The 12,837-nt window shown below is 73.5% G+C and carries 12 protein-coding genes, 1 tRNA gene and 1 pseudogene; 9 read left to right on the forward strand and 5 right to left on the reverse strand.

Annotated features, from left to right (window positions below):
- Positions 1-209: 209 nt before the first annotated feature.
- Positions 210-1,007 carry a thiamine pyrophosphate-dependent enzyme gene (locus tag IE294_RS30685; RefSeq protein WP_229917434.1) on the reverse strand — a complete coding sequence of 266 codons (798 nt, stop codon included), beginning with the start codon at positions 1,005-1,007 and terminating at the stop codon, positions 210-212.
- On the reverse strand, positions 1,004-1,906 hold the full coding sequence (locus IE294_RS47945) for a thiamine pyrophosphate-binding protein (RefSeq protein WP_229917435.1): 903 nt from the start codon (positions 1,904-1,906) through the stop codon (positions 1,004-1,006). The genes IE294_RS30685 and IE294_RS47945 overlap by 4 nt, the downstream gene beginning before the upstream one ends.
- A 257-nt stretch (positions 1,907-2,163) precedes the next feature.
- Here IE294_RS47945 and IE294_RS47950 point away from each other — a divergent pair, with 257 nt between their 5' ends.
- From IE294_RS47950 to nrfD, 3 genes are read left to right on the forward strand one after another with little or no spacing between them, the layout of a single operon-like run.
- Positions 2,164-3,429, forward strand: a complete 1,266-nt coding sequence (locus IE294_RS47950; RefSeq protein WP_373315868.1) for a cytochrome b — start codon at positions 2,164-2,166, stop codon at positions 3,427-3,429.
- A complete protein-coding gene (locus tag IE294_RS30705; RefSeq protein WP_189891472.1) occupies positions 3,426-4,451 on the forward strand; it encodes a 4Fe-4S dicluster domain-containing protein in 1,026 nt (341 codons plus the stop codon). The genes IE294_RS47950 and IE294_RS30705 overlap by 4 nt, the downstream gene beginning before the upstream one ends.
- Entirely contained in the window at positions 4,448-5,467 is a 1,020-nt protein-coding gene (nrfD, locus tag IE294_RS30710) for an NrfD/PsrC family molybdoenzyme membrane anchor subunit (protein WP_189891474.1), read from the forward strand. The genes IE294_RS30705 and nrfD overlap by 4 nt, the downstream gene beginning before the upstream one ends.
- Positions 5,468-5,512: 45 nt before the next feature.
- On the opposite strand, the gene IE294_RS30715 is transcribed toward nrfD, so the two are convergent.
- Complete coding sequence (locus IE294_RS30715; RefSeq protein WP_189891476.1) at positions 5,513-6,226, reverse strand: haloacid dehalogenase type II; 714 nt, start codon at positions 6,224-6,226, stop codon at positions 5,513-5,515.
- Complete coding sequence (locus IE294_RS30720; protein WP_189891488.1) at positions 6,216-6,608, reverse strand: cytochrome c oxidase subunit II; 393 nt, start codon at positions 6,606-6,608, stop codon at positions 6,216-6,218. Before IE294_RS30720 ends, IE294_RS30715 begins: the two co-directional genes overlap by 11 nt.
- Before the next feature lie 276 nt (positions 6,609-6,884).
- On the opposite strand from IE294_RS30720, the gene fdh reads away from it, so the two are divergent.
- Complete coding sequence (gene fdh, locus IE294_RS30730; RefSeq protein ID WP_229917436.1) at positions 6,885-10,145, forward strand: formate dehydrogenase; 3,261 nt, start codon at positions 6,885-6,887, stop codon at positions 10,143-10,145.
- A 55-nt stretch (positions 10,146-10,200) separates the two neighbouring features.
- Here the strand turns inward: fdh and selD are convergent, their stop codons facing one another.
- The gene (selD, locus tag IE294_RS30735; RefSeq protein ID WP_189891478.1) at positions 10,201-11,214 is read right to left on the reverse strand and encodes a selenide, water dikinase SelD; all 1,014 of its coding nucleotides are present in this window, start codon (positions 11,212-11,214) and stop codon (positions 10,201-10,203) included.
- Positions 11,215-11,251: 37 nt separating this feature from the next.
- Here selD and IE294_RS30740 point away from each other — a divergent pair.
- From IE294_RS30740 to IE294_RS30760, 5 genes and pseudogenes are all read left to right on the forward strand, one after another.
- Positions 11,252-11,344: transfer RNA gene (locus tag IE294_RS30740), tRNA-Sec, on the forward strand.
- Positions 11,345-11,421: 77 nt separating this feature from the next.
- Complete coding sequence (locus IE294_RS30745; protein WP_189891479.1) at positions 11,422-11,748, forward strand: hypothetical protein; 327 nt, start codon at positions 11,422-11,424, stop codon at positions 11,746-11,748.
- 163 nt (positions 11,749-11,911) lie between these two features.
- Positions 11,912-12,100, forward strand: coding sequence for a hypothetical protein (locus tag IE294_RS30750; RefSeq protein ID WP_189891480.1), 189 nt, complete (start codon positions 11,912-11,914; stop codon positions 12,098-12,100).
- Positions 12,097-12,324: a hypothetical protein gene (locus IE294_RS30755; protein ID WP_189891481.1), complete on the forward strand. Its 228-nt coding sequence runs from the start codon at positions 12,097-12,099 to the stop codon at positions 12,322-12,324. The genes IE294_RS30750 and IE294_RS30755 overlap by 4 nt, the downstream gene beginning before the upstream one ends.
- Before the next feature lie 17 nt (positions 12,325-12,341).
- Positions 12,342-12,728, forward strand: a pseudogene (locus IE294_RS30760) (IS701 family transposase); the annotation flags it as partial.
- Positions 12,729-12,837 lie beyond the last annotated feature (109 nt).

The following is a 12,837-nucleotide window of genomic DNA, read 5'->3' on the forward strand; positions in this document are numbered from 1 at the left end:
CGGGAGCACAGCGCCGCCCGGCCGTTGGTGTGTGCATTTCCGCAGTTCACGGATTTGCATGATGAGAAAAATACGCCGCAGGCTAACCCACCTTCACGGCCTCGGACAAAGCATCCGGCCAACCTTCGGCGACCACGAAATTCACCGGCCCCTCACAGGTGTGAAGGTGCGTCGACCGGGTACCCGCAGCGGTTTGGCCGCGGATGCGCTCAGCCGGACACGCGCAGGAATCTCGCCAGGGGCGTGCGGAGCGGGGCCGGGCTGGAGTGGTCCGCCGTGCCCACCCCGGCCGCCCGGTCCGGGGGCGTCTCGCCGTCCACCACGAACTCCAGCGGCAGCGGTCCGCGTCCGGCGAGCACGTCGGCCCAGACCGAGCCGACGTACCGGGGCCGGTCGCAGCGGACGGCGGGCAGTCCGGCCAGGCGCGCGCATGCGGCGTACGGCAGGGCGGGGACCTCGGCGGAGAGCGGGACCAGCGGATCGCCGGCGGCCCGGCGCTGCCAGGTGAGCCGGTTCGGATCGCCGTTGCTGAAGACGCAGAACACGAGCGGGGGCAGGTCGGCCAGCCGGTCGAGATGGCGGCGCACGGTGAGCAGTTCGTTCAGGCCGCCGCCCTGGAGGGCGCCGTCGCCGACCAGGGCGATCACCGGCCGGTCGGGGGCGGCGAACCGGGCCGCCACGGCGTGGGGGACGGCCGCGCCGGGCAGGCCGAGGTGGCCCGAGAGCAGGGACCGCATGCCGGGCCGCAGCCGGAGGTGACGGGTCCACCAGTCCAGTGAGGTGCCGGAGTCGGTGACGGCGACGGCCCGGTCGGGCAGCCGGTCCGACAGCTCGGCGACGACCGAGCGGGGGTTCACCGACGTACCGAAGTAGCGGCGGGACCTGGCCGCCCCCTCGTCCCGCCAGACCCCCACGAGCCGCTCGACCCGGGTGCGCCAGGCGCGGTCGGCGGTGTGGCGCAGGAGCGGGGCGAGTGCTTCCAGGCAGGCCGTGACCTCGCCGGTCACCCGTACGGCCGGTGCCCGGCTTCCAGCGGGCAGTCGTCGGGCTCCCGGTCCACGGTGACGATCCGGCACCGGCCGGGACCGGGGCGCACGGCGGGGTCCGGGTCCTCGGCGCCGGCGAGCAGCAGCGTGTCGCACTCCCGCAGCAGGGTCGCGGCGGCCTCGCTGCCGAGCGGGCCCGCCACACCGGCCAGATACGGCAGGTCGTCGGGCAGGGCGTCGCGGGCCAGGGCCGTCGTGGCGGCCCCGGCGCCCAGCAGCCGGGCCACTTCGACCACCTGGCGGGATGCCGGGCGGCCCGCGTTCCCGACGACGAGGGCCTTCCCGGCGCCGTCGAGGACATCGGCCGCGCGCCGCAGGTCCTCCTCGGCGGGCGGTCGCGGGGGCGGCGGGACGGGCCGGGCGGCGGGCGGTGTCCCGGGCGCCGCGGCGGCGAGGACAGGGCGGGGCACGACGAGGCCCGCCACTCCCCGGTCGGTGAGCGCGGCCCGCACCGCCCGGTGCAGGGCGTCGTCCATCAGTTCCGGCCCGGACACCTCCTCGCAGTACACGCAGACCTCCGCCAGATGGCGTACCGCGTGGCCGCCGATGTGCCGCGCGGCGGGGTCCGCGCCGACGAGGGCCAGCACCGGCGCGCGGTCGGCCGCCGCGTCGTACAGGCCGCCCAGCAGCCGCAGCACCCCCGCGCCGGGCGGGGCGACACAGCACCCGAGGCCGCCGGTGAGCTTGGCCTGGGCGCAGGCCATGAGCGCGGCGGACTCCTCGCCGCGCGCCTGGACGAAGCCGGGGGCCGTGGGCGCTTCGCGCAGGGCACCGATCAGCGGGTCCACCGCGAGTCCCGGTGTGCCGCACACCCGGTCCACCCCCATGTGCCGTAGCCGGGCGGCGACCACCTCGGACACGTTCTCCGCGAAGGCCCCCCTTCGAGCACGGCGCCCATCGGTCCGGCTCCCGGGTAGCCGCGCGCCGACCCGCGCGAACGAGGCCGCGCGCTCCGGCCGGGCCGTTTCGGACGCGCGGGGCTCGGGCACCCGTGCCAGGCTCGGAGCAGAGCACCGAGAGTGAGGGCCGAAGCACGGGGCGGAGGGCGAGCACGCGGTGACGGTGTCCGAGGAGCGGCGTCCGGTCCGCCGGGCGGGTCAGCGAGGCGTACGCGTCGGTGCTGCACATCGGCTTCGACGTGCGCGGCGGGCTGCTGGTGCGGCAGCCGCACCCCTGGGCGGCGCTGGTGTTCGTCGCGGCGATCGGCGTGCACCTGCTGCGGATCTTCTTCACCGGGGCGTTCCGGCGGCCCCGGGAGGTCAACTGGACCATCGGGGTGACGCTGTTCCCGCTGTCCCTGCCGGAGGGGTTCTGCGGCTACTCGCTCCCCGACGACCTGCTGTCCGGTACCGGTCTGCGCACCTCACAGGGCATCGTGCTGTCGATCCCCGTCATCGGCACGTACCTGTCGTTCTTCCTGACGTTCGTCGTCCACCACAAGCACCCCCGGTGGGCGAAGCCCGGCCGCACCAACCGCAACGTGATCGGCAAGCCCCTGGTCCCGCAGCACACGGCGAAGTCCATGGGCCTGTTCTTCGTCCTGTCGGGTGTGCTGGCGGCGATGGCGGCGCTGTTCCCGATCAACCCGGTGTGGAGCTTCGGCCCGTACCGCGCCGACCAGGTCTCGCTGGACGCGCAGCCCGACTGGTACGTGGGCTGTCTGGAGGGCGCGCTGCGGCTGATGCCGGGCTGGGAGACGGACTTCGCCGGACACACGACCGTCTGGGACGTGCTCCTGCCCGGTGCGGTGCTGCCCGCGGTGCTGTTCCTGGTCCTGTATGGCTATCCGTTCTTCGAGCGCCGGCTCACCGGCCCGCGGCCCGAGCAGCACCTGTGCGACCGGCCGCGGAACCAGCCCACGCGCACCGCCCTGGGCGCTGCCGCCGTCTCGGCGTACGGCGTGCTGCTGCCGGCGGGCGGGCAGGACGTGCTGGCCTACCGGTTCGCCCTGGACGTGGAGTTGCCGGCCCGGATGTTCCGCACCGCGCTGTTCGTGGTGCCGTTCGTGACCTACCACATCACCAAGCGGGCCTGTCTGGGGCTGCAAGCGGCCGACCGGCGCAGGATCCTGGAAGGTGGGGCGGCCGGCGAGGTGCGGCGCACGGCGGGCGGCGGCTACGAGGAGGCGCACACGCTGCTGTCCCGCGAGGAGGCCTACCGCATTCTCCTGCGGAACACTCCCCGGCCGCGCGCCGAGGGCACGGAGGCCTGGCGCTGGTTCCACCGGCACCGGCTGCGCAACGCCCTCAGCCGCTGGTACTTCGCCAAGGGCGTGGAGATGCCGCCACCGCTTGGGAGAGACGCCGGGTCGAGGTCGTGCGGGCCGCGCCCGGCGAGGTACCCGGGCAAGGGGACGAGTCATGAACGAGGAGGCACCGCATGAGCGACGGCGCTGAGGGCCACGGGAACCTCCTGTACGGGCCGCAGCCGGACGTGGCCGGGGCGGCCGGTTATCCGGACGCCCCGCCGCGCATGGGCTTCTTCACCGACACCTCGGTGTGCATCGGCTGCAAGGCCTGCGAGGTCGCGTGCAAGGAGTGGAACGCCGTCCCGGAGGACGGGCTCCTGCTGACCGGCATGTCCTACGACAACACACAGGGCCTCGGCGCCGACACCTGGCGGCACGTGGCCTTCATCGAGCAGCGCAAGCCGCTGGCCGGGCGGGAGCCGGGTGTCGCGCACGACGACCACGACGACGTCGACGTCTTCGCCGCCGCGTCCCGGCTCGGCACCGGCGCCGCCTCCCCGGGGCCGGGCGCCACCGCTCCCCCACCGGACCGGGCTCCCGAGGGCGCGCCCGCCGGGGAGATCTCGCCCGTCTCCCCCGACGGGCGGACGGAGTTGCGCTGGCTGATGGCGTCCGACGTGTGCAAGCACTGCACGCACGCCGCCTGCCTGGACGTGTGCCCGACGGGTTCGCTGTTCCGCACCGAGTTCGGCACGGTCGTCGTCCAGGAGGACATCTGCAACGGCTGCGGCTACTGCGTGCCGGCCTGCCCGTACGGCGTGATCGACCAGCGCAAGGACGACGGCCGGGCGTGGAAGTGCACGCTGTGCTACGACCGGCTCGGCGTCGGCATGGAACCGGCCTGCGCGAAGTCCTGCCCGACGGAGTCCATCCAGTTCGGCCCGCTGGAGGAGCTGCGGGAGCGCGCGGGGGCCCGGGTGGCGCAACTGCACGCGGCCGGCGTGACCGACGCCCGCCTGTACGGCGAGAGCCCGCAGGACGGGGTCGGCGGCGACGGCGCGTTCTTCCTGCTGCTGGACGAGCCGGAGGTGTACGGCCTGCCACCGGACCCGGTGGTCACCACCCGGGACCTGCCCGACATGTGGCGGCACGCCGCGCTGGCCGCCGTCTCGCTGGTCGCGCTCGCCGCCGGCAGCTTCGTGCGGAGGCCGCGATGAGCGAATCCGATGTGACCCGGGACGGGGTGCGGCACGCGCGGCCCGGCCGTCAGGCACCGACGGGAGTGCGCGCGGGGCGTCGCCGGCGTCGGCGCGGGCGGGGCGAGCAGCCGATGGTGCCGGATGCCGAGTTCTCGTCGTACTACGGCAAGCCCGTCCTCAACAAGCCGACCTGGAAGCCGCTGGACATCGCCGGGTATCTGTACCTGGGCGGGCTGGCCGGAGCCTCCTCGCTGCTGGCGGCGGGAGCCGCGGCCACGGGGCGGGCGGCACTCGGCAGGGTGGCCAAGCTGGGCGCGGCCGGTGCCATCACGTTGTCGCTGGCGGCACTGGTGCACGACCTGGGGCGCCCGGCCCGGTTCCTGCACATGCTCCGGGTGTTCAAGCCCACCTCGCCGATGAGCGTCGGCTCCTGGATCCTGAGCGGGTACGCGCCGCTGACCCTGGCGGCGGCGGCGACCGAGGTGGCGGGCCGGTACCGGCTGGTGGGCTCGGCCGCCACCGCGGGTGCCGCCGTTCTCGGCCCGGCCGTGGCGACGTACACCGCGGTGCTGCTCTCGGACACGGCGGTGCCGTCCTGGCACGAGGGCTACCGGCAGCTGCCGTTCGTGTTCGCGGGTTCGGCGGCCACGTCGGCCGCCGGCCTCGCCCTGGTGGCGGTGCCCACCGCACAGGCCGGACCGGCGCGGCGGATGGCGGCGCTGGGAGCCGTGCTGGAACTGGGCGCCTTCCAGGTGATGAAGCGGCGGATGGGGCTGACCGCGGAGCCCTTCGAGCAGGGAAGGGCGCATCGGCTGCTGCGCGCGTCGGAGGCGCTGACGGCGGGCGGAGCCGCGCTGGCCCTGCTCTCGGCCCGGGTGCGGGACCGGCGTCCGGCCGTCGCGGCGGGAGCGGCCCTCCTCACCAGTTCGGCGGCGCTGCGTTTCGGCGTCTTCCACGCCGGGGTGGCTTCCGCGGAGGATCCCCGGTACACAGTCGTCCCGCAGCGGGAGAGGCTCCGGGCGCGGGACCGCTGACGGTGCCGTCCGCCGCCCGTGGCGTACCGCACGGGCGGCCGGGCCTCAGCCGATGTCCTCCCCGTCGATCAGCCGCCCCTGGGCGCCGAGCCGTTCGGCCAGGTCGGGCAGGCCGGTGGCCTCGATGGCCGCGGGGAGCCGGGTGGCCGGATAGGGCTGGGGCGTGCGCCGCAGCCAGGCGGTGGCGAGGCCGGCGCGGGCCGCGCCGTCGATGTCCCAGGGGTGCACCGACACCAGGACGACCTCGTCGGCCGGAACGCCCACGGCGGTCACGGCGTGGGCGTACGACTCCCGGGCGGGCTTCCAGCGGCCCACCGCCTCGACGTCGAGGTGTGTCTCGAAACAGCCGGTCAGTCCTGCCCGGTCGAGGACCGCGCGGGTGGTGCCGGCGGAGCCGTTGGTGAGGGTGACCAGGCGGTACCCGGCGGCGCGCAGGGCCCGGACGCCGTCGGGGACGTCCGGGTGGAGGGGCAGCCGGGGCAGCGCGGCGAGGACGTGGTCCGCCGCCGCCTCGGGGTCGGCCACGCCCTGCACCGAGGCCGCGAGCGTCCGCAGTCCGTCGCGGGCCACGTCGCCGAAGCGGGCGTGGCCCCCGGCCAGGCTCAGGGCGATCCCGTCCCGCAGCACACCGGCGAACCAGGCCGGGAGCGACTGCTCCGGCAGCCCGGTCTCCGCCATCCGGGCCGCGAGCGGGGTCAGGTCGGTGAGGGTTTCGTTGACGTCGAACACGAGGACGCGGGGGCGTCCGTCACCGGGCAACGGGATCTCCTCCTCCCAGGTGGGCGGCTTCGTCGGCCAGGGCCTCGCGTTCCTCTCGGTTCACCCACGACCAGGTGACCGCCGCAGCCGCGACGCCGACCGGCAGCTTGCCCGTGATCACGTCGACGCGCAGGGGCGTGGCGGCGTCCGCCGGGTGTTCCTCGTGGTTCTGCCAGGCCGTCCAGGCGAGCAGGAAGACGGCGAAGGCGGCGAGGGCGCCGACGTAGAAGGCCTCCACGCGCGGCCGTTCGGACCGCTCGGCCGTCCGGGCCCGCCTGCGCAGCAGCGACCAGGCCGGCACGGCGAGGACGACGAGGAACACACCGCCCGCGATGGCGGCTTCCAGCGTGAAGACCGTTCCGAAGACGTGCCGCTGCCTCACCGCGCGGTCACCGTCGCCCCGCTGCCCCTGATCGTCACCGCGATCGCTCCCGTCGCTCGCTCGGGACCGTGACCACCCGGACATTACGGGCACCCTGTCCGGTCCGTCCGCCGACACACCATATGCGGCGGAGTCCCCCGGGACGCCGGACTCACACCTGCCGGATCCGTTTGGCCGGGCCTGGCGGGGGTACCCCGTCGCCGATCACGGCCGAAGATGCCGTGTCCACCAGGCTGCGGGACAATCGGGGGACCGAGCGGGAGGAGGAGAGGAGCCGTGGGCGTACGCACCTGGATCGACTCCTGGCCCGTGTACCGCCAGCTCACCGGCACGGACCCGCTCGGCCGCGGCGCCGCCGCGAAGAGCGGGCACAGCGCACGGCTCACACCCCGGGTCGCCTCGGCCGACCGGGTGGTGAAGTCCGTCTGCCCGTACTGCGCGGTCGGCTGCGGCCAGAACGTGTACGTGCAGGACGAGAAGGTCACCCAGATCGAGGGCGACCCGGACTCCCCGATCTCGCGCGGACGGCTGTGCCCCAAGGGCGCGGCGAGCCTCCAGCTGACCACCGGCGACGCCCGCGAGCACCAGGTCCTCTACCGGCGCCCGCACGGCACGCGGTGGGAGCGGCTGGATCTGGACACGGCGATGGACATGATCGCCGACCGGGTGATCGAGGCCCGCCGGTCCGGCTGGCAGTGGGAGGTCGACCAGACCCGCACCCGGCGCACCCTGGGCATCGCCAGCCTCGGCGGGGCCACGCTCGACAACGAAGAGAACTACCTGCTCAAGAAGCTGTTCACCGCGCTGGGTGCGATCCAGATCGAGAACCAGGCGCGTGTTTGACACTCCTCCACCGTTCCCGGTCTGGGAACCTCGTTCGGCCGCGGCGGCGCGACCACCTTCCAGCAGGACCTGCAACACGCGGACTGCATCGTCATCCAGGGCTCGAACATGGCCGAGTGCCATCCGGTCGGGTTCCAGTGGGTGATGGAGGCCAAGGCCCGCGGCGCGAAGGTGATCCACGTCGACCCCCGGTTCACCCGCACCAGCGCGCTCGCCGACCTGCACGTGCCGCTGCGCGCGGGCACGGACATCGCCTTCCTCGGCGGGATCGTCAACTACGTGCTCCGGCACGAGAAGTACTTCCGCGAGTACATCGTGGCGTACAGCAACGCGCCGATGATCCTGCGCGAGGACTTCCGGGACACCGAGGACCTGGCCGGCGTCTTCTCCGGCCTGGACGCCGGCACCCGCAGCTACGACAACACCAGCTGGCAGTACGAGGGCACCGAGGTGCAGGCGGCCTCCGGGGAGCGCGACCAGGAGTACGAGGAGCGCACCCGGGGCGGCAGCTCGGTGTCCGAGGCGGCGCGCGGCGAGGCCCACGGCTCCGGCGGCGCGCCGATCGGCGAGGGGGAACCGGAACGGGACGAGACGCTGTCCCACCCGCGCTGTGTGTTCCAGGTGCTGAAGCGGCATTACGCCCGCTACACGCCCGAGCTGGTCGAGCAGGTCTGCGGGGTGCCGCAGGACGTCTTCCGGCAGGTGTGCGAGCTGGTCACGGAGAACTCCGGACGGGACCGGACGACGGCCTTCGCCTACGCGGTCGGCTGGACGCAGCACACGGTCGGGGTGCAGAACATCCGGGCGGCCTCCGTCCTCCAGACCCTGCTCGGCAACATCGGCCGGCCCGGCGGCGGCATCCTGGCCCTGCGCGGTCACGCCTCCATCCAGGGGTCCACGGACATCCCGACCCTGTTCAACCTGCTGCCCGGCTACATCCCGATGCCGCACGCCCACCGGAACGAGGACCTGGACGCCTTCGTCGAGGCCGAGGCCGCGCACAAGGGCTACTGGGGCAACATGCGGGCGTACCTGGTGAGCCTGCTCAAGGCGTACTGGGGTGACGCGGCGAGCGCCGACAACGACTTCTGCTTCGACTACCTGCCCCGGCTGACCGGCTCGCACTCGACGTACGAGACGACGATGGCCCAGCTGGACGGCGTCTGCAAGGGCTACTTCCTGCTCGGCGAGAACCCCGCCGTGGGCAACGCCAACTCCAAGCTGATGCGGCTGGGCATGGCCAACCTGGACTGGCTGGTCGTGCGCGACTTCTCCCTGATCGAGTCGGCGACCTGGTGGCAGGACGGCCCCGAGATCGAGACCGGGGAGCTGCGCACGGAGGACATCCGCACCGAGGTGTTCTTCCTGCCGGCCGCCGCGCACACCGAGAAGGACGGCAGCTTCACCAACACCCAGCGGCTGCTCCAGTGGCACCACCAGGCGGTCGAACCGCCCGGCGACTCGCGCAGCGACCTCTGGTTCGCCTACCACCTGGGCCGGATCATCCGGCGCAAGCTCGCCGGGTCCGGCGACGAGATGGACCGGCCGGTGCTCGACCTGGCCTGGGACTACCCGACGAAGGGCCGGCAGGCCGAACCGGACGCGGAAGCCGTCCTCGCCGAGATCAACGGCCGCGACGCCGAGGGGAATCCGCTCTCGTCCTACGAGCAGTTGAAGCCCGACGGCTCGACGGCCTGCGGCTGCTGGATCTACTGCGGTGTGTACGCCGACGGCGTCAACCAGGCGGCCCGCCGCAAGCCGGGCCGGGAGCAGGACTGGGTGGCGGCGGAGTGGGCGTGGGCCTGGCCCGCCAACCGGCGGATCCTGTACAACCGCGCGTCCGCCGACCCGGAGGGCAGGCCGTGGAGCGAGCGCAAGGCGCTGGTGTGGTGGGACCCGGACAAGGGCGAGTGGACCGGGCACGACGTCCCCGACTTCAAGAAGGACAAGGCGCCGGACCACGAGCCGCCCGAGGACGCGAGCGGGCCGGAGGCCCTGTCCGGCACGGACCCGTTCATCATGCAGGCCGACGGCAAGGCCTGGCTTTACGTGCCGTCCGGCCTGACCGACGGGCCGCTGCCCACCCACTACGAGCCGCAGGACTCCCCGTTCCCGAACCTGCTGTACGACCAGCAGCGCAACCCGGTACGGCAGTTGCTGCCGCCGCACCCGGACAACCGCTACCAGCCGAGCGGCGACGAGCCCGGCTCCGGCGTGTTCCCGTACGTGGCCACCACCTACCGGCTCACCGAGCACCACACGGCGGGCGGCATGTCCCGCTGGCAGCCGTACCTCGCGGAGCTCCAGCCGGAGTTCTTCTGCGAGGTGTCCCCGGAGCTGGCCGCCGAGCGGGGCCTGGCGCACACCGGCTGGGCGACGATCGTCAGCGCGCGGGGCGTGGTCGAGGCGCGGGTGCTGGTCACCGACCGGATGGCCCCGCTGACCGTGCACGGCCGCCGGCTGCACCAGGTGGGGCTGCCGTACCACTGGGGCCCGAACGGCTACAGCACCGGGGACGCGGCCAACGAGCTGCTGCACCTGTCCCTGGACCCGAACACGCACATCCAGGAGACGAAGGCGTTCGCCGTCGACATCCGCCCGGGCCGGCGGCCCCGGGGTCCGGCGGCCCCGGCGCTGGTGCGGGCCTACCGGATCCGGGCGGGCATCGACGAGCACACGGGCACGGAGCCGTGAGCGCGCGGGGGCAGCGGGGTGAGCGGTGTGCGGGAGCTGAGCGGTGTGAGGGGTCCTACCTGAGCACGACGGAGTGGGCTCCGCGCGGCACCAGCTCCCCGACCACCGGTGCCCCGGGCACCTCACCGGCGACGAGCAGCCCGCCGGAGGTCTGGGCGTCGGCGAGCAGCAGCCGGGTGTCCTCGTCGGTGTCCCCGAAGTCGGTGTGCGGCGCGACCCACTCCAGATTCCGCCGGGTGCCACCGCTGACGTACCCGTCCCGTACGGCCTCCCGGGCGCCCTCCAGGTACGGGACGGCGGCGGTGTCGACCACGGCCGTGACGCCCGAGGCGCGGGCCAGCTTGTGCAGATGGCCGAGGAAGCCGAACCCGGTGACGTCGGTGGCGCACTCGGCGCCGGCGGCCAGCGCGGCCTCGGATGCCTCCCGGTTGAGGGCCGCCATCGTGGCGACGGCGTGCGCGAACCGCTCGCCGGTGGCCTTGTGCCGGTTGTTCAGGACACCGATGCCGAGCGGCTTGGTCAGCGACAGCGGCAGCCCGGGCCGGCCGGCGTCGTTGCGCAGCAGTCGCGCCGGATCGGCGATGCCGGTGACGGCCATGCCGTACTTGGGCTCGGGATCGTCGACGCTGTGCCCGCCGCCGACGTGGCAGCCCGCCTCGGTGGCGATGTCCAGTCCGCCCCGCAGCACCTCGCGGGCGAGGTCGAACGGGAGCCGGTCGCGCGGCCAGGCGAGCAGGTTGACGGCGAGCACGGGCCGGCCGCCCATGGCGTACACGTCGGACAGGGCGTTGGCGGCGGCGATCCGGCCCCAGTCGTAGGGGTCGTCCACGACCGGGGTGAAGAAGTCGGCCGTGCACACCAGGGCGGTCCCCCGGTGCGTGACCACGGCCGCGTCGTCGCCGGTGGCGAGGCCGACGAGCAGCGGGGTGTCGCCGCCGGCGAGCGGCGGTGCGGTCAGCCCGGCGACCACCTCTTCCAGCTCCCCGGGCGGGATCTTGCAGGCGCAGCCGCCGCCGTGGGCGAACTGCGTGAGCCGTACGGGCGCCTGATGGGCCGGTGTCGTTGTCATACCGGTGGTCTCCTGGGGCAGTAGCCTGACGAGCGGTGGAGGCGTGTGGGTGCCTGGTGGCCCTCCCGGTCTTCAAAACCGAGGTGCCCGAGGATCTCGGGCAGGCGGGTTCGATTCCCGTCCGCCTCCGTCTTCTACCCGCATGAATCGAGTGCTCGGCCGAACGTGGGCCTAACGCACCCCCCTCAACCACCCTAATCCGCCCTCATGGCAAGCACCCGAAGGCGCGAGCGCAAGGACGGCAGCGCGATCTACCGGGTGTACCGGCTCCAGGGCGGACGCGGCGGCGACTGGCAGACCGGGACGTTCGCCGAAGAGGACGCGGCCGACGAGTTCAAGGAGCTGGTCAACCAGTGGCCGCCCGGCCGGGTCAGGGGCAAAGGGTTCGTGGAAGAGGTGACGTCCCCGGGCGACACTCTGCTCGTCACCTGGGCGCACCGCCACGTCGACCGGCTGACCGGAATCGACGAGCGCACCCGCCGCCACTACATGCGCGACATCGACAACCACTTCTCGATCATCCGGCACACATGAGGGTCGGGCATCGTGGGGGACGCCACGATCGCGGACATCACGGCCGAACGACATTGCCGCCGCCGACCGGCGCCGCCGCGAGCAGCTGGCCCGCGCCGACCAGCTCGACCCGCGGCGCTGGAAATACACCGGCCGCCGCACCGCCGGGTACGCCGCGCTGTGGATGTGCGCCCGGGTCGAGCGGGCGGCGGGCCCGTCCCGGCCGATCACTCCGACCGAGGAACAGCGGATCACCACCGTCACCGCCGGCGCCGCGGACCGTCTGGAGCGCGCCCTGGACATCGCCGCGCAGCGCAGGACGCTGGAGCAGCGGCACGACGACAGTGCTTCGGATCGGCGGGCTGCAACATGACGGCAGAACCGAACCTTGTCCACCTGGGGGACAGCGGCAGCATCGGCCCGGACGCCGGGTACGAGATCACCTTCGAGATCCACGGTGATGAGTCCGGGCCGGTCATCGAAACGGCCGAGCTTTCGGATCGGACCAGCCTGAACACGCCGTCGGTGATCAGTACGGCTTCAGCGGGCACGAGGGTGTCGGTGGAGATCACCGACGTTGTGGTGCAAGGAGGTTGATCGTCTACGCGGTAGTGTCGATCCAGCCGCTGTCCGAGCGGCTGCCGGACGGCGACATGCAGGCTCGGCAGCAGTTCGTGAACCAGTCGCCGTGGGATTGGCTGTCGGTGCGGCGGCGGATCGACGAGCGGTTGTGCGAGGCGACCCGCGACGAGGTGTGGGTCGTCGATGATGTGTCGTTTCCCACGTGCGGCACCGCCTCGGTGGGAGTGGCCCGGCAGTACTGCGGAGCGTTGGGCAAGCGGGCGAACTGCCAGGTCGCGGTCAGCGTCCACGCGGCCACGGACACCGCGTCGTGCCCGCTGGAGTGGGAGCTGTTCCCGCCCGAGGAATGGGTGCACGACGACAGGCGGCGGCAGCGGGCCGGGATCCCCGGCGAGGTCGGGCATGCTTCCAAGACGCGATCGCGGTCAGGAGCTTCCTCGCAGCCGATGACGGCGTGGGCTGTACAGCACGCGTGAGCCGACGGTGTTGCTGGTCGTGGCCGGATGGAGTCTGCGGCTGAAGTTGAGG

Origin of the sequence: Streptomyces canarius (assembly GCF_014650735.1) — a bacterium.
Lineage (GTDB): Bacteria > Actinomycetota > Actinomycetes > Streptomycetales > Streptomycetaceae > Streptomyces > Streptomyces olivaceoviridis.

Coding starts and splice junctions, on each gene's coding strand:
- IE294_RS30755 (WP_189891481.1), top strand. CDS start 12,097: ATGACGGCAGAACCGAACCTTGTCCACCTGGGGGACAGCGGCAGCATC.
- IE294_RS30750 (WP_189891480.1), top strand. CDS start 11,912: ATGTGCGCCCGGGTCGAGCGGGCGGCGGGCCCGTCCCGGCCGATCACT.
- nrfD (WP_189891474.1), top strand. CDS start 4,448: ATGAGCGAATCCGATGTGACCCGGGACGGGGTGCGGCACGCGCGGCCC.
- selD (WP_189891478.1), bottom strand. CDS start 11,214: ATGACAACGACACCGGCCCATCAGGCGCCCGTACGGCTCACGCAGTTC.
- IE294_RS30705 (WP_189891472.1), top strand. CDS start 3,426: ATGAGCGACGGCGCTGAGGGCCACGGGAACCTCCTGTACGGGCCGCAG.
- IE294_RS30745 (WP_189891479.1), top strand. CDS start 11,422: ATGGCAAGCACCCGAAGGCGCGAGCGCAAGGACGGCAGCGCGATCTAC.